Genomic DNA, 17,085 nt, shown 5'->3' on the forward strand with positions numbered 1-17,085 from the left:
ACGGCCTTCGAATGAGCGGTTAGCATGCGGTGGAATCACCGGATTCCATTAAGCCGGCTGCATGCGGGCAGCTCAATTGATTTCTTCGTCCGCTCGCATGCGATCCACGAATGTGAAAACCGCCATGCAAACCCTCGTCGGCCTGCCGTCGCTCGATCTGCTCAAGGGCTTTGTCGCCGTCGGCCGGCGCATGAGCATCACGCTCGCCGCCGAAGACCTGTGCCTGACCCAGTCCGCGGTCAGCCGACAGATCAGCGCGCTGGAGGCGCAGCTCGGCGTCCAGCTGCTGGTGCGCCGGCATCGCGCGATCGCGCTGACCGGCGCCGGCGAGCGGCTGTTCCGCAGCGCCAATGCCGCGGTCCAGCAGATCCAGGACGTGGTCGGCGAACTGCGCGTGCAGGCCGCGCAGCGGCCCGTCACGCTGACCGCCAGCGTCGGTGTCACCGGACTATGGCTGCTGCGCCGGCTGGGGCGTTTGCAGCAGGCGCATCCCGAGCTTGAGTTGCGGCTGTCGGCGAGCAACCGGGTGGCGGACCTGCGCGCCGAGCAGATCGACCTGGCGATCCGCTACTGCGCCGCCGACCATGCGCCGCCGGGCGCGATCGCGCTGTTCGGCGAGACCATCGTGCCGGTGGCCCATCCCGCGCTGGGCGTCGCGGCGATCGACAGCGTGCGGGCGCTGCATGGCCTGAATCTGCTCGAGCTGGACGACGACACCAATCCGCGGCTGCGCTGGCGCCACTGGCTGGAGGAGCGCGGCTGGCAAGGGGCGAAGCCGCGCGCGATGACGCAGTTCAACCAATACGATCAGGTCATCCATGCCGCGCTGGCGGGGCAGGGCGTTGCGCTGGGACGGCTGGAGCTGATCCGCGACCTGCTCGACGACAGGCAGCTTGGCGTGGTGGCCGCGCCGCCGCCAGCCGCGGGCGACAGCTTCGGCTACTGGCTGATCCAGGCGGACGAGCGGCCGCGTCCCGATGTGCTGAAGGTGGTGGCGTGGATTCGGGCCGAGGCGGCGGGGCATCGGATCGGCGGCTGATTTTCCCGAGTCCGGCAGTGGGTCTCTCTTGATGATGGTCAAAATACTGTATAAACATACAGTATCCGAAAGCTGAGTTTCTTTGCGCTTTGAAGTGCACTGAAGGCTCCTTGAAGCGCAGAGAAAGCGCTTTGAAATGCATAAAAAGCGCATCGAGAGACGTTGAAAACACAATGATTGCGTCATCACCTGCCGTCACGTTACCGCCTGCCGCTGCCGTCACGTCGCCTCCTTCCCTCCCGGAACCCCCGCTGGATCGCCAGCGCGCGCTGGCCGAGCTGGAACGGCGCCATCCCGACCTGTGGCGGGCCGGCCAGCTTGGCCGTGCCGCGTCGCTGCCGGTATGGCCGACCGGCTACGACACGCTGTCGGCGCAGCTGCCGGGCGGCGGCTGGCCGGTCGGCGCGGTGACCGAGCTGCTGGTGCCGGACAGCGGCGTCGGCGAAGTCCGCCTGTTGCGGCCGGCCTTGCAATCGCTGGCCGAGGCCGGGCGCCGGCTGGTATGGGTCGGCGCGCCACATGCCCTCAATGCGCCGGCGCTGGCCGCCTGGGGATTGCCGGCACGGCAGGTGTATTGGATCCGTGCGGGCGAGGGGCAGGAGGGTGCCGAGGGCGCGGCTCGCCAGGCCGCCTCCAGGGGCAGGCGCCTGGGGTGCCAGGCCGGCCAGGCCGCTCGGCAAGCCGTTCAGCAGGCCACCAGGCAGGCCGATCTGCTGTGGGCCGCCGAGCAGGTACTGCGCAGCCAGGCCTTCGGCGGCGTGCTGGTGTGGCTGCCTTCGGCCCGTCCCGAGGCGGTGCGGCGCCTGCAGGTGCTGGCCCAGGCCAGCGAGGCGGTGGTCTGGGTCTGCCGTCCGGCCGCGGCCTTGCGCGAATCGTCGCCGGCGGTGCTGCGGCTGCTGCTGTCGCCGCTGCCCGGCAATGCGCTGTCGATCGTCTTCCACAAGCGGCGCGGGCCGGTGCGCGATACCCCGCTGATCCTGCCGCTCGGCGCGATGCCGGCGGTGCCGGCCGGGCGCTCGGTGGTGTCGGGATCGACATCCGAACCGGCATCCGGATCGATGTCCGAATCGATGTCCGAATCGATGTCCGAAACGATGTCCGAATCGATGTCCGAAACGATGTCCGGAACGATGTCCGGAACGATGTCCGGAACCGCCCACGAATCCGCCCACGAATCCCTCCACGAGTCCGATCATGCCGTTCTGGATCGCGGTGCATCTGCCGCGCCTGCCGCTGGACGCGCTGCACCCCAGCTGGCCTGAGGCCGCGGGCACCGCCGGCATTGCCGGCACGCTGAGCCATGCGGTGCCGACGGTCGTGCTGGAGCAGGAACGGGTGGTGCTGGCCAACCGGCCGGCGATGGCGCTGGGCGTGTCCGCCGGCATGCGGCGCGGCGGCGTGCAGGCGCTGTCGGCCGAGGTGGTGCATCTGGAGCGCGACCCGGCCGCCGAAGCGCAACTGCTGACCGCGGCCGCGCTGGCCCTGCTGCGCTTCACGCCGCAGGTCACGATGGACGAGGAACTCGGCCCCGCCACCGTTGCGCTCGACGTGACCGCCAGCCTGCGCCTGTTCGGCGGCCATCGCGCGCTGTGCCGCGCGGTGCGCGCCTGCATCCGCAGCCTCGGCACCTTTGCGCAGATCGGCTGCGGCACCACCGCCCATGGCGCCGCGTGGCTGGCCGCGATGCCGCTGCGGCTCGGACGCCGCGGCCAGGTGCTGCGCCCCGCGCGGCGCGCGGTGCGCAGCGAGCGGATGGCGCGGCTGCTGGACCGGCTGCCGGTCGAGATGCTGGCGAGCCTGGCCGATCCGCGCTGGCTCGATGGCATCGGTTGCCGCACCGTCGGCGAGGTCCGCTGGCTGCCGCGCGCGGGCCTGCAGCGCCGGCTCGGCACGGAGCTGCTGGCGCGGCTGGACCAGGCCTATGGCGAGAGCCCGGCGCGCCTGGGCTGGTTTACCGCGCCGCCGACCTTCGCCGAACGGATGGAATTGCCGGGGCGCACCGAATCGGCCGCCGGCGTGCTGGCCGGCGCCCAGCGCCTGCTGCAGGCGGTGGCCGGCTGGCTCACGGCGCATCAGGCCGGCGTCACGCGCTTCGTGCTGCGGCTCGAACACGAACGCCAGCGGCGCGACGCCGCCATCGCCGCCACGCCGGTGACGGTCAGCCTGGCCCAGCCCAGCCGCGATCCGGTGCATCTGTCCAGGCTGCTGCAGGAAAAGCTCGACCGGCTGCAGTTCGAGGCGCCAGTGGTCGGCCTGATGCTGAAGGTCGACACCGTGGCCGAATGCCTGCCGCAGAGCGACACGCTGTTCCCCGAGCCCGGCGGCGGGCAGGCCGAACTCGGCCGCGTGCTCGATACCCTGGTGGCGCGGCTGGGCCGCGAAAACGTGTTGCAGCCGCATCCGCTGGCGGACCATCGGCCCGAATGCGCCAACCGCTGGCGGCCTGTCGACGAAGCCGGCACGGGCCTCGCCGCGTCGCCGCGTGCTTCGGCGCCAGGAGTTTCACCACCGCGAGTTTCGGTGTCGAGAATTTCGACGGCGCAAGTTTCGGGCGTTTCGGCACCGGCTTCGACACCGGTTTCGGTACCGGCTTCGGCCGATGCCGCCTTGCCCGACCGTCCGCTGTGGCTGCTGGAGCCGCCGCTGCGCCTGCCGGTGCGCCGGCATCGCCCCTGCCACGGCAGCCCGCTGACGCTGCTGTCCCGACCCGAACGCATCGAGTCAGGCTGGTGGGACGGCGCCCTCGCCACCCGCGATTACTTCATCGCCGAACGCGGCGACGGCCTGCGCTGCTGGATCTACCGCGAACGCCCCGGACGCGAGGGAGAGGAGGAGGGGGAGTACCGGTGGTTTTTGCATGGGTTGTTTGGCTAAGGACAGCGCATATGCCGAAAACGATAGCTCCGCTCCCCATCTGTTGGACGCCGGCGAGAGAGAAATAGCCTCCTTCGGGGGGCCATCGTTTTTTCTGTGGCTGGGGCAACGGGACGGACGACGACAAGGCACGCAGGCTCGCACCGCAATTCATCTTGCCTTCACGCTTGCCGATACTGTATAAACATACAGTATCCATCCCAGGCATTCCCCTCGCAGTGCTGTGTCCCAAGCTCCACCCCAGTCCCCGTTTTCCGCATCTTCGTTGCCGCCATCGCTCGCCTCGCTGCTGCTTGGCAGCCTGCCGGACTACGCGGAGCTGCACTGCATTTCCAACTTCACCTTCCTGACCGGCGCCTCCCATCCGGAGGAACTGATCGAACGGGCGCTGGCGCTCGGGTATCGCGGGCTGGCGTTGACCGACGAGGCGTCGGTGGCCGGCACGGCGCGGGCGCATCACGCGCTGAAGACCCTGCGCGAGCGGACTCGCGAGGCGGTGGAGCGCAGTGCGGCGCGGCTGGCGAGGATGGCGGCGGGCGGCGCTGCCGATGACACGGACGACGATGACGAGGACGACGATGACGACAACGAAATGTGGCTCGCGGCGCCATCGTCAGGCCCGGGGGCAGCCGCTGCCGTGGCCGATTCGCCGGCAGGCGGGGCGGTCCAGCCGGAGTTCCTGCGCCGGCATGCGCGCCTGCTGGCCCGGGCCGAGGCGGCCGAAGCCTTCCGGCTGCTGATCGGCAGCCGCATGACGCTGCAGGCGGGCGAGGGCGGCCTGGGTTTGCGGCAGCGGGGTGACCCGTCCGAAGTCCCATCCGAAGTCCCATCCGAAGTCCCATCCGAAGTCCCGTCCGGTATCCGGCTGATCCTGCTGGCGCAGGACCGCGAAGGGTTCGGCAATCTGTGCGAGCTGATCACGCTCGGACGCCGGCGGGCCGACAAGGGCAGCTACCAGCTGTACCAGCACGACATCAGCGATCCCGCTCCGGAGGAAGCGCATCTGCGCGGCATGCCGCATTGCCTGGCGCTGCTGCTGCCGGACTACTGCGCCGACCCGGAGACGCTGCGCGCCCAGGCGCAATGGTGCCGCGCGATCTTCGGCGAGCGCGTCTGGATCGCGCTGGAACTGCTGCAGGAACATGCCGACGCGCTGCATCGCGAGCGGCTCGAAGCGGTGGCCGCCGACACCGGCGTGCCGCTGGTGGCCGCCGGCGCGGTGCAGATGCATGTGCGCTCGCGCAAGCCGTTGGCCGATGTGCTGACCGCGATCCGGCTGGGCCAGCCGCTGGGCGCCTGCGGCATGGCGCTGGCGCCCAATGCCGAGCGCCATCTGCGCATGCGGCAGCGGCTGTCGCGGCTCTATCCGCGCGAGGCGCTGGCGCAAACGATCAAGATCGCCCAGGCCTGCGACTTCTCGCTCGATACGCTGCGCTACGAATATCCCGAGGAACTGGTGCCGAAGGGCCATACGCCGAGTTCGTACCTGCGCCAGGAGACGATGGCCGGCGCCGCGCAGCGCTATCCCGACGGCGTCCCCGCCACGGTGCGGCAGCGGCTGGAGGACGAGTTCGCGCTGATCGAGGAAAAGGGCTACGAGCATTTCTTCCTGACGGTCTACGACATCGTCCGCTTTGCCCGCGGCAAAGGCATCCTGTGCCAGGGCCGCGGCTCGGCTGCGAACTCGGTGGTCTGCTACTGCCTGTACATCACCGAGGTCAGCCCCGAGCAGACCAATCTGCTGTTCGGCCGCTTCATTTCGCGCGAGCGGGACGAGCCGCCCGATATCGACGTCGACTTCGAGCACCAGCGGCGCGAGGAGGTGATCCAGTACATCTACCAACGATACGGCCGCCATCGCGCCGCGCTGGCGGCGACGCTGATCACCTATCGCGCCCGCAGCGCGCTGCGCGACGTCGGCCGCGCGCTCGGCATCGACCCCGGCGTGGTCGAGCAGGTGGTCAAGGGGCAGGCGTGGTGGGAGAGCGGACACAGCTTCGTCGAACGCATTTCGCGCTACGGGCTCGACCCCGATTCGCCCGCGGTGCGCCAGTGGGCCAGCCTGGTGATGCAGCTGCGCGGCTTTCCGCGCCATCTGTCGCAGCACGTCGGCGGCTTCGTGATCGCGCGCGACAAGCTGTCGCGGCTGGTGCCGATCGAGAACGCGGCGATGGAGAACCGCAGCGTGATCCAGTGGGACAAGGACGATCTCGAATCGCTGGGCCTGCTCAAGGTCGATGTGCTGGCCCTGGGCATGCTGACCGCGATCCGCCGCGCGCTGGCGATGATCCCGAATCCCGCGCATCCGGAGCTGCCCTGCCGCATGGAGGACATTCCGCAGGACGACAAGGACACCTACGAGATGCTGTGCAAGGCCGACACCATCGGCGTGTTCCAGGTCGAGTCGCGCGCGCAGCAGTCGATGCTGCCGCGGCTGCAGCCGCGCAAATACTACGACCTGGTGGTCGAGGTCGCGATCGTGCGGCCGGGGCCGATCCAGGGCGGCATGATCCATCCCTATCTGAAGCGGCGCGAGATGGTCCGCCGCACCGGCAAGCTGCCGACCTATCACAACGAGGTGATCCGCCGCGTGCTGGGCCGCACGCTGGGCGTGCCGATCTTCCAGGAGCAGGTGATGCAGCTGGCCATCGACGCGGCCGGCTTCACGCCGGGCCAGGCCGATCAGTTGCGCCGCTCGATGGCCGCGTGGCGGCGCAAGGGCGATCTGAAGCGCCACCAGGACGCGCTGATCAAGGCGCTGACCCGCAACGGCTATCCGGAGGCGTTCGCGCAGGCGATCTGCAAGCAGATCGAGGGCTTCGGCGAGTACGGCTTCCCGGAAAGCCATGCCGCCAGTTTCGCCAAGCTGGTCTATGTCAGCGCCTGGATCAAGCGACATCATCCCGCGGCCTTCCTTTGCGCCCTGCTGAACAGCCAGCCGATGGGTTTCTATTCGCCGTCGCAGCTGGTGCAGGACGCGCGCCGCCATCGAGTCAGGTCGCTGCCGCCCGACGTGACGGTCAGCGGCTGGGAAAGCGTGCTGGAGAACGATGCGGTGCGGCTCGGCCTGAACCGGGTCAAGGGCATGCGCGAGGCCGCCGCGCTGCGGATCGAACAGGCCCGGCTCGAGCGGCCCTTCGCCAGCGTCGAGGACCTGGTGCTGCGCGCCGGCCTCGATCGGCACGATATCGACGTGCTGGCCGCGGCCGATGCGCTGCGCTCGCTGGCCGGCCATCGCCGCCAGGCCCGCTGGCAGGCCCGGGCCGCGGCGGTGCAGGCCGCGCATCGCGATCTGCTGCACAGCGCGCCGCCGGCCGAGGGTGCGCTCGCGCTGCCGGCGCCGAAGCTGGGGCAGGAACTGGTGGACGACTACGCCAGCCTGGGGCTGTCGCTGAAGGCCCATCCGCTGACGCTGCTGCGCCGGCGGCTGGCGGGGATGGGCTATGCCACCGCGCGCGACCTGGCCGGGCTACCCAATGGGCGGCGCGTGCGCGCCTGCGGCATCGTCACCGTGCGCCAGCGGCCCGGCACCGCCAGCGGCACGATCTTCTCGTCGATCGAGGACGAGACGGGTTCGATCAACGTGATCCTGTGGCCCGACCTGGTCGACCGCCAGCGCAAGGAGGTGCTGGGCGCGGCCTTGCTCGGCGTGGTCGGTACCTGGCAGCGGCAGGGCGAGGTCCGGCATCTGATCGCGCAGGAACTGGTCGACCTCAGTCCGCTGCTGGGCCGGCTGGTGGCGGGCAGCCGGGATTTTCACTGAATCACCAAAGCCACCGAACCCGCGCCTTCGCGGGGACGACGCGGATCAGGCGCGGATCATGCGCGCATCATGCGATATCGGCCACCATGCTGTCGTCCCCGCGAACGCGACGACCCGGTGTCTTCAAACTTCTCCACGCGGCCCCGTGAAAGCCGGTCCCAGTGGCCGCAACCGCAATCCCGCCGGCAGCTTCTTCCACGGCAGGTCGGCCGGATCGGCCAGCAGCGGACCCGGCGCCTTGGCCACCAGCACCGCCTCGGCGATCGGCTGGAAGTCGGCGCGGAAATGCACCGAGCTCTTGTTGACCAGGATCTTCATCCGCTCGGGCTCGACGCCGGCCATCCGGTACAGATTGCGATCGAGCATCTGGGCCTTGCCGGCGCTGACCACCACCTGCACGCCGCCGATCGTCAGCCGCGCCGCCGGGCCGACGTCGACGTCCATGCCCTTCATCATCGGACCGTCGAAGCGGCAGCGGCCGTCGGACAGCTGCGCGACGCGGAAGGTGGCCTCGAACGGCGCGTCGCCCGGTACGCCGGACTGGCCGCCGAGCGCAATCGTGATGTCGCTGCCGACACCGGCGGCATGCGCGGCGCGCACGGCCTCGGGATCGACGATCAGCCCGATCGCGGCATCGGTGGCGCCGGCGCGCACCAGCGCGCGCAGCATGCCGGTCGTGTTCGAGTCGCCGCCGGCGCCGGGGTTGTCCTGGGTGTCGGCGATCACCACCGGGCGGCTCGCCGCTTGCGACAGCCGCATCGCTTCCTGCACCGCCTCGTCCGGCGTCAGGAAGGGCACCGCCCACTGCGCCTCGCGCGCGACCACGGCGTCGGTCAGCGCGGCGACCGCCTGCTCGATGCGCGCCGCGTCGTCGCCATAGCCCCACACCACGCCGCCGCATTCGGCGAAGTCCGCCGCCGGGAAGCCCGGCGTGAACGACAGCGACACCACGCCGTCCAGTTCGCGTTCGAGCTCGTCGAGCAACGCGTAGATGCCGCGCGCCGGTTCGAGGAAGGTGCACTGGCCGTTGATCGGAATCAGGAAGGGCAGGCGCCGCGCGGCACGATGCAGCGGGCGGCTGTTGCCCGCGGCGAGCAAGCGTTGCAGCAATTGCGCCGCGCGCGCGCCGGTGTCCGCCATGTCGACGTGCGGATAGGTGCGGTAGGCGACCAGCGCATCGGCGCTGTCCAGCATGCGCTGCGTGACATTGGCATGCAGGTCGAGGCTGGCGACGATCGGCACGCCGGCGCCCACCACCGCGCGCAGCCGCGCCAGCAGCTCGCCTTCGCCGTCGTCGTGCGCGTCGGTCACCATCGCGCCATGCAGGTCCAGATAGATCGCGTCGGGCCGCTGCGCGCGCGCGGCATCGACGATCTCGCCGGCGATGCGTTCGAACGCGTCGGTGGCCACATGCGCCGAAGGGCTGGCGCCGGCCCAGATCACCGGCAGCAGTTCCGCTTCGTTGCTCGTCAGTCCGCGCGTCAGCTCGCCGATCGCGCGCAGGAAGCCGCCCGCCGGGATGTTGACGTCGCGCAGCGCCAGCACGTCGGCGCCGCGCACCATCGCGGGAAAGCCTTCGCCGCGGACGAAGTTGTCGTAGTGAGCCTTCGACGGCGCGAAGGTATTGGTCTCGTGCTGGAAACCGGCGAGGAGGATGCGCATGGATCGGTAGTCGGTCAAATCGAAACGTGGAAACGAGGCATGGGGCAAGCAAGGCCACGGCGCACATCAGCCCATCGCGGCGCACCGCGGCGGGCGCCAGCGCACCGTGGCGGGCATCGGCCCATCGCAGCGGGCGCCAGCGCACCGCGGCCGGCATCGTCCCATCGCAGCGGGCGCCACCGCACCGCGGCACGCATCAGCGCACCGCGGCGGGCATTCAACGCACCCCGGCCGGCGCGCGGTCCTTCGGCAGCCGGTTCAGCAGGATCGCCAGGCCGCCCGCGGCCAGCAGCGCCACCATCGCCAGCAGTCCGCCCTCCAGCGAACCGGTCAGGTCCTTGACCGCGCCGATCAGCGTCGGGCTGACGAAGCCGCCCAGCAAACCCAGGCTGTTGATCAGCGCGATGCCGCCCGCCGCGGCGGTGCCCTGCAGATATTCGGACGGGATCGCCCAGAACACCGTGTAGGCGGCCCACATCGCGGCCGTCGCGACGGTGATGCTGAGCAGCGACAGCGTCAGGTTGTCGGCGGTGAAGGCCGCGACCGCCAGCGTGGCGGCACCGACGAAGGCCAGCGTCGCGCTGTGCCAGCGCCGTTCCTGACGGCGGTCGGAGCTGCGCGCGGCGAGGAACATCAGGATCGCGGCGGCCACGTAAGGCAGCGCCGAATACATGCCGATCGCCATCGTGCTGGTCACGCCCGCGCCCTTCAGGATTGTCGGCAGCCAGAAGCTGACCGCGTAGATGCCGCTGATCAGGCAGAAGTAGCCGAAGGCCAGCGCATAGATGCGCGGATCGCGCAGCACCGTGGCGAAGCTGTGATGGCCGCCGCCGGCGCGCGCGGCGCCGATGTCGTGCGCCAGCAGCCGGCGCTCGTGGTCGGACAGCCAGCGCGCCTGCGCCGGCGTGTCGTCCAGAAAGAAGTAGGCGACCACGCCGAGCAGCACGCACGGCAGCCCCTCGATCAGGAACATCCATTGCCAGCCGGCCAGGCCGTGCGAGCCGGCCAGCGCGGTCATGATCCAGGTCGACACCGGGCCGCCTGCCATGCCGCCGATCGGGCCGGCCAGCATCACGATCGCCATCACGCGCGCCATGCGGGCGCCGCCGTACCAGTAGGTCAGATAGAAGATCATGCCCGGCGCGAAGCCGGCCTCGAACACGCCGAGCAGGAAGCGCAGCGCATAGAAGCTGTGCGCGTCGCGCACGAACAGCATGCAGGCCGAGGTCGCGCCCCACAGCACCATGATCCGGCTGATGGTCTTGCGCGCGCCGATCCGTGCCAGCAGCAGATTGCTCGGCACCTCGAACATGACATAGCCGAGGAAGAAGATGCCGGCGCCCAGCCCGTAGACCGCGTCGCTGATGCCGACGTCCTGCTGCATCTGCAGCTTGGCAAAGCCGATGTTCACGCGGTCCAGATAGGCGAACACGTAGCACAGCAGCAGGAAGGGCAGCACGCGCAGGCTGATCTTGCGATAGATCGGCGCCAGCGCGTCGGGCGTGGCGGCCATCGCGTCCGATGGATTCCACGAGGTGGTGGTCTGTTGCATCGATGTCTCCGGGTGCCGCGGGGCACGGTGCGGGGTTGGCAGGACGGGCGCTTGTTATGAAGTTGTTGTGCTGTCGTTGTGCTGTGGTCGTGCAGTTGTTGTCCCGTTCGGCAGGCGTTCGCGACGAGGGCGGCGCCGGCCTTCGCGCATTGTTGCCAACGCGGCCGTTGAGGAACAATAGCCATCGCTGTACGATTCCGTTGCTTTTTGGTCAACGATCCGGTCAACGCTTGGCCGACGCCCGACGATCAACGCTGGACGGTCAACGCTGCTGGCCGCCACGACGCCCCCGCATGCAGACAACCTTCGAAGGAAACACCCCGTGCCCGTATCCCCCGACCCGAACCGCGACGGCGCCTTGCCGGCCGGACTCAGCGAACGCCGGCTGCGCTATTTCTATGCGGCCGTGGCCGCCGGCTCGATCCGCGCCGCCGCCGACAAGCTCGATGTCGAACCGTCGGTGATCAGCCGGCAGATCCAGCAGCTCGAAGGCGAACTCGGCGCGACGCTGCTGGAGCGCCGCGGCCGCGGCGTGATGCCGACCGAGGCGGCCCAGCTGGTGCTCGACCACTACCGCGAGCGGCTCGCCGGCGAGGAGACGCTGCTGGCCCGGCTGCAGGAGCTGAACGGGCTGCAGCGTGGGCAGATCCATATCGTCGCCGGCGAGGGCTTTATCGACGAGCTGATCCACGCGGTGCTCAACGAGTTCTGCCAGCGCTATCCGAAGATCCACGTCACGCTGGAACTGATGAACGTCAACGAGGTGGTGCGCGCGGTCGCCGAGGATCGCGCCCACGTGGGCCTGGCCTATGCGCCGCCGCCGGAGCCGACGCTGCGCGTGCTGACGGCGCGGCGCCAGCCGGTCTGCGTGATCGCGCGCCCCGATCATCCGCTCGCGCGTCGCGGCAAGGCGCTGACCGTCGCGGACATCCTGCCGTATCCGGTCGGCCTGATGACGCCCGGCTTCGGCCTGCGCCAGGTGATCCAGCTGGTCGAGCTGACCGAGAAGGTCCGCTTCACCGCGGCGCTGACCACCAACTCGATCGCGGCGCTGAAGCACTACGCCAGCACCGGCCTGGGCGTGACCTTCCTGCCGGCGCTGGCGGTCGCGCGCGAGCTGGGCGACCAGCTGGTGGCGCTGCCGGTGCGCAACGCGGTGCTGGAGGCCGCCGACGCGCAGCTGATCGTGCGCGACAAGCGGCCGCGCTCGGCGGCGGTCAAGCGGCTGCTCGACTATCTGGCCGAGATGACGGTGCTGCGCGCCGACGGGCAGGGCGGCGCGCGGACTAGCCGGGTCCGCCACCGCCGCACGGTTTGAGTCGCACGGCCTGGGTCGAACGGCTTGAGCCGCAAGGCCTACCGCACTGGCTGCGGGACACGCCGGCTCGGGCCGGCCCGTGGGGGGCGCCGGCATGTGTCCCTAAAGCGACATGACAACACAGAAGTGGACATTGTCCATTTGTGTGCTATGGTTGTGAACGCTGTACACAACTGCGCGGAATGCCCGCGCGTCAATGCTCCCGTCAATGCTCCCGAAGCAAAGAACCCAAACAAAAACCAGGAACCGCAAAAGGACACGCCATGCAGCACACACTCGATGACCGCAAGCGCTGGCTGGCGCTGATGGTCCTATGCCTGGGCGAGCTGATGATCGTGCTGGACACGACCATCGTGAACGTCGCCCTGCCGTCGATCCGCAACGAGCTCGGCTTCACCGAGACCGCGCTGGTCTGGGTCGTCAACGCCTATATGCTGACCTTCGGCGGCTTCCTGCTGCTCGGCGGCCGGCTCGGCGACCTGTTCGGCCACCGCCGGCTGTTCCTGCTCGGCATCACGCTGTTCACGCTCGCGTCGCTGGCCTGCGGCGTAGCGCAATCGCAGGGCCTGCTGGTCGCCGCGCGGGCGGTGCAGGGGGTCGGCGGCGCGGTGGTGTCCGCGGTGGCGCTGTCGCTGATCATGGACCTGTTCTCGACGCCGTCCGACCGCGCCAAGGCGATGGGCGTCTACGGCTTCGTCTGCGCCGGCGGCGGCAGCATCGGCGTGCTGCTCGGCGGCCTGCTGACCAGCGCCTTGAGCTGGCACTGGATCTTCCTGGTCAACCTGCCGATCGGCGTCGCGGTCTACGCGCTGTGCCTGGCGCTGATTCCGAATCTGCCCGGCTCCGCGAACGGACAGCGGCTCGACGTCGGCGGCGCGGTGACGATCACGGTGTCGCTGATGCTGGCGGTCTATGCGGTCGTCAATGGCAACGAGGTCGGCTGGCTGGCCACGCAGACCGTGTCGATGCTCGGCATCGCGGTGGGGCTGCTGCTGGTGTTCCTGCTGATCGAGTCGCGCGTCGCGCATCCGCTGATGCCGCTGGGCCTGTTCCGGCTGCGCAATGTCGCGGTGTCGAACGTGGTCGGCGTGCTGTGGGCTGCGGCGATGTTCGCCTGGTTCTTCATCTCGGCGCTGTACCTGCAGCTGGTGCTGGGCTACACCCCGATGCAGGTCGGGCTGGCGTTCCTGCCGGCCAACCTGATCATGGCGGCGTTCTCGCTGGGCCTGTCGGCGCGTCTGGTGATGCGCTACGGCGTGCGTGCGCCGCTGGCCGTCGGGCTGCTGCTGGCGGCGCTGGGCCTGCTGCTGTTCGCGCGCGCGCCGGTCGACGGCGGCTTCGTCGTTGACGTGCTGCCCGGCATGCTGCTGCTGGGCCTGGGTGCCGGCATCGCGTTCAATCCGGTGCTGCTGGCGGCGATGAGCGACGTCAAGCCGAGCGATTCCGGCCTGGCGTCGGGCGTGGTCAATACCTCCTTCATGATGGGCGGCGCGCTCGGCCTGGCGGTGCTGGCCAGCCTCGCGGCGGGCCGCACCGCGGGCGTGGCCGCCGCCGGCAGCGCGCCGGCCGAGGCATTGAACGCGGGATATCACGCTGCCTTCCTGGTCGGCGCGGTGTTCGCGCTGGTGGCGGCGGTGCTCGGCGGCATGCTGCTGCGCACGCGCACCGCGCCGGTATCGGTGACGCCGGAAGGCGCCGAGGCGGCGGCCGATGGTGCCGCCGGTGGTGCGGTCGATGGTGTTTCCGGTGGTGTTTCCGGTGGTGTCGCCGGCAGTGTCGCCAGCGGTGCCCCCGATCATGCGCCCAACACGGGCATGGCCGCGCCCCAGGGCGGCCATGCAGCCTGATGGTTACCGCGTTGAAGTTCGCCGTCGAGCCGCCGCCGCGCTCGACCTATCGCCACGGCGATCTGCGTCGCGCGCTGATTGACGCCGGCATCGCGCTGGCCAGCGACGGCGGCCCCGACGCGGTCGTGCTGCGCGAGGCCACGCGCCGCGCCGGCGTGGTGCCCAATGCCGCCTACCGGCATTTCGCCAACCGGCAGGCGCTGTTCGAGGCGGTACGCGCCGCGGCGCTGGCCGCGCTGGCGGTGGCAATGGAAGCGGAGCTGGCCGCAGCGGCCGCGCAGGTCGACGGCAACGATCCGGTTGCGAAGGCCCGCGCCAACCTGCGCGCCATCGGCGCCGGCTACCTGAAGTTCGCGCAGACGCAGACGGGTTTGTTCCGCACCGCCTTCGCCACGCCGACGATGGTGGAAGACGATCGCGATCCCGCCAAGGCCGGGCCCAGCGGCCTGAATCCCTTCCAGCTGCTTGGCGCCGCGCTGGACGCGCTGGTCGCGACCGGCGTGCTGCCCGCCGAGCGGCGCCCGGGGGCCGAGTACCTGGCCTGGTCGGCGGTGCACGGGCTGGCGCTGCTGATCATCGACGGGCCGCTGCGCCATGCCGACGAAGCGCAACGGATTGCGCTGGGCGAGCGCGTGCTGGCGATGGTGGAGAAAGGGCTGTAGCCGGCGGTCCGGTCTGACGTTAGCCTGGGTCCCGCCGCTCGTTGCGAGCGGGATGGCGACGGGGATGGCGGCGTGGATGGCGAGGTGGATCTGGACGTAGATCGCGACGTCATTGCGACCGCAGGCTTCGGTTCACACTCGCATGGCGATGCGGTAACTCATCGCTATGCGCACATTCCGCACACGTTTCCAGTAGTCCGCGTCCGCAATGCCGGCAAAGATGGCGCGTGCATTTCACTCGACGAGGACGCATATGTTCACCGTACTGAAATCGTGGTTCCTTGGCGTCCGCGCGCCGCTGTATCTCTCCGCCACACCCGCCACCGGGCGCCTGACGCTCGCCGAGCAGCAGAACGACGAGGTCTCCATCGCGTTCATCCGCGCCGATGTCAACGCGCCGGCCACCGCGGCGCGCGGGCACGGAATGGCCATCGTGGAGATCTACCGCAGCAGGCAGAGTCGCGCGGAATACCTGGCCGAGTGGCTGGCGGCGCAGGCCGAGATCGGCGGGCACGTGCGGTCTTCCACCGCCGGCAACTGCCCCGGCGACACAGGCAGGCAACTCCCGGCGGGCAACGGCGGCTGCAATACAGGCGGGCAACTCCCGGCAGCCAATAGCCCCGGCGACACAGGCAGGCAACTCCCGGCGGGCAACGGCGGCTGCAATACAGGCGGGCAACTCCCGGCCGGCAATAGCCCCGGCGACACAGGCAGGCAACTCCCGGCGGGCAACGGCCGCTGCGATACAGGCGGACAACTCCCGGCCGGCATTAGCCGCAGCGATACAGGCGGGCAACCCTTGGCTGGCTGCGGCGAACGGCGCGTCGCCACGGTATCGCACGATCGGCGCGAAGCGTTACGCCCGCACGCTCGACGCAATGCGCCGGCGCGGCCGCTTCGTCCCGCCCGGTTCCGCGGCCCGCAGCGGTCCGGGGACACCAGCACGGACCTCGATCGTCCCGCCCGGATTCATCCGCCAGGGATGGAACCCTGCCTGCCGAAGCACGCCGTGCACATCTCCCGTTGCATGACCGAACTGGGCCAGGACGAGCCGTCGGGGGCCGCCGGGATGGTCAGCATCGGGACGTTGGCGGGGGTCGAGGCGCTGGGACTGTCCCGCTCGATCCAGGACTTGGGGCGAGGGTGGTGAGGCGCCCCCGGCGAGCCGCCATGCCGCAAGAGGCCGCAGCGCTGCGGGAGCGCCGGGCCGCACGGCTGCGCTAGCCCGCCGCCACCTTCACCGGCCGCCCCGTGAACGGATAGCTCGGATCGGTATAGCCCGGCGTGGACGGGTGTCCGGGCGCCACCAGCCCATCGACCATCGCTTCTTCCTCGGGCGACAGCGCCGCGCCGATCGCGCCGAAATAATCCTCGAACTGCGCCAGCGTGCGCGGGCCGGCAATCACCGAGCTGATCAGCGGGTTGGCCAGCACCCATGCGGTCGCGAACTGGCCGGCGGTCAGGCCGCGGCCTTCGGCGTGGGCCTTCAGCTGCTGCGCGATGACCAGCGATTCCTCGCGGAACTCGGTCTGCATCATGCGGCGATCGGCACGTCCGGCGCGGGTGCCGGCCTCCGGCGGCTGTCCCGGCAGGTACTTCCCGGTCAGCACGCCGCGTGCGACCGGGCTGTAGGGCACCACGCCGAGCCCGTAGTATTCGCAGGCGGGCAGTATCTCGACCTCGGGCATCCGGTTCAGCAGGTTGTAGTAGGGCTGGCACGCTGCCGGCCGCGGCACGCCCAGCTGATCGCACAGCCGCGCGATTTCCGCGATACGCCAGCCGCGGAAGTTCGACACCGCCCAGTAGCGGATCTTGCCGTCGCGCACCAGATCGCCCATCGCGCGCACCGCCTCCTCGAGGTTCTCGTCGGCGAAATCGCGGTGCAGATACAGGATGTCGATGTAGTCGGTCGCCAGCCGGCGCAGGCTGTCCTCGACCTCGCGCAGCATCCAGACGCGCGAGTAGTGCCCGCGGTTCGGCGCCGAGCCCATCGCGTTGCCCAGCTTGGTGGCGAGGATCCATTCCTGCCGATCGGCCTCGATCAGCCGGCCCACCATCTGCTCGGAGCCGCCCTTGCTGTAGACGTCCGCGGTGTCGATGAAATTGACGCCATGGTCGCGCGCGCTGGCGACGATGCGGCCGGCCTCGGCCTCGTCCGTCTGGTCGGCGAACATCATGGTGCCCAGGCACAGCGCGGACACCTTCAGATTGCTGCGGCCCAGGCGGCGGTATTCCATCTTGAATTCGGACGTGGCGGACATGGGATTCCTCGTATGAGAAGGGACAGGGAAGAAGAGGGAAGCGGAAGCGGAAGCGAAGAGGGCGCAAGCCGGTGGGCACCGGTGGATACGAAAGGGCAAGGATACAA

11 protein-coding genes are annotated in these 17,085 nt (G+C 70.0%); 8 read left to right on the forward strand and 3 right to left on the reverse strand.

Features of this window, described 5'->3' with window-relative positions; genetic code table 11:
* Positions 1-124 precede the first annotated feature (124 nt).
* The 4 genes from K7G19_RS00790 (at position 125) to K7G19_RS00805 (ending at position 7,676) form a co-directional block, all read left to right on the forward strand.
* The gene (locus K7G19_RS00790) at positions 125-1,039 is read left to right on the forward strand and encodes a LysR substrate-binding domain-containing protein (RefSeq protein ID WP_226105217.1); all 915 of its coding nucleotides are present in this window, start codon (positions 125-127) and stop codon (positions 1,037-1,039) included.
* 173 nt (positions 1,040-1,212) lie between these two features.
* Positions 1,213-2,301: a damage-inducible protein gene (locus tag K7G19_RS00795; RefSeq protein ID WP_226105218.1), complete on the forward strand. Its 1,089-nt coding sequence runs from the start codon at positions 1,213-1,215 to the stop codon at positions 2,299-2,301.
* Positions 2,234-3,913, forward strand: coding sequence for a DNA polymerase Y family protein (locus tag K7G19_RS00800; RefSeq protein WP_226105219.1), 1,680 nt, complete (start codon positions 2,234-2,236; stop codon positions 3,911-3,913). Before K7G19_RS00795 ends, K7G19_RS00800 begins: the two co-directional genes overlap by 68 nt.
* A 319-nt stretch (positions 3,914-4,232) precedes the next feature.
* The gene (locus K7G19_RS00805; RefSeq protein ID WP_370639488.1) at positions 4,233-7,676 is read left to right on the forward strand and encodes an error-prone DNA polymerase; all 3,444 of its coding nucleotides are present in this window, start codon (positions 4,233-4,235) and stop codon (positions 7,674-7,676) included.
* 123 nt (positions 7,677-7,799) lie between these two features.
* On the opposite strand, the gene K7G19_RS00810 is transcribed toward K7G19_RS00805, so the two are convergent.
* The gene (locus K7G19_RS00810; protein WP_226105221.1) at positions 7,800-9,338 is read right to left on the reverse strand and encodes a M81 family metallopeptidase; all 1,539 of its coding nucleotides are present in this window, start codon (positions 9,336-9,338) and stop codon (positions 7,800-7,802) included.
* Positions 9,339-9,555: 217 nt separating this feature from the next.
* Complete coding sequence (locus tag K7G19_RS00815; protein ID WP_370639460.1) at positions 9,556-10,890, reverse strand: MFS transporter; 1,335 nt, start codon at positions 10,888-10,890, stop codon at positions 9,556-9,558.
* A 322-nt stretch (positions 10,891-11,212) separates the two neighbouring features.
* Here K7G19_RS00815 and K7G19_RS00820 point away from each other — a divergent pair, with 322 nt between their 5' ends.
* From K7G19_RS00820 to K7G19_RS00835, 4 genes are all read left to right on the forward strand, one after another.
* Positions 11,213-12,208, forward strand: a complete 996-nt coding sequence (locus K7G19_RS00820; protein ID WP_149318074.1) for a LysR family transcriptional regulator — start codon at positions 11,213-11,215, stop codon at positions 12,206-12,208.
* A gap of 263 nt (positions 12,209-12,471) precedes the next feature.
* Entirely contained in the window at positions 12,472-14,055 is a 1,584-nt protein-coding gene (locus tag K7G19_RS00825) for a DHA2 family efflux MFS transporter permease subunit (RefSeq protein ID WP_226105222.1), read from the forward strand.
* Between the two features lie 11 nt (positions 14,056-14,066).
* Positions 14,067-14,717, forward strand: coding sequence for a TetR/AcrR family transcriptional regulator (locus tag K7G19_RS00830; protein WP_226105224.1), 651 nt, complete (start codon positions 14,067-14,069; stop codon positions 14,715-14,717).
* Positions 14,718-14,970: 253 nt separating this feature from the next.
* Complete coding sequence (locus tag K7G19_RS00835; RefSeq protein ID WP_226105225.1) at positions 14,971-15,867, forward strand: hypothetical protein; 897 nt, start codon at positions 14,971-14,973, stop codon at positions 15,865-15,867.
* Between the two features lie 70 nt (positions 15,868-15,937).
* On the opposite strand, the gene K7G19_RS00840 is transcribed toward K7G19_RS00835, so the two are convergent.
* Positions 15,938-16,954, reverse strand: coding sequence for an aldo/keto reductase (locus K7G19_RS00840; RefSeq protein ID WP_370639489.1), 1,017 nt, complete (start codon positions 16,952-16,954; stop codon positions 15,938-15,940).
* Positions 16,955-17,085 lie beyond the last annotated feature (131 nt).

It is taken from the genome of Cupriavidus sp. DB3 (assembly GCF_020418465.1).
Taxonomy (GTDB): Bacteria; Pseudomonadota; Gammaproteobacteria; order Burkholderiales; family Burkholderiaceae; genus Cupriavidus; species Cupriavidus cauae.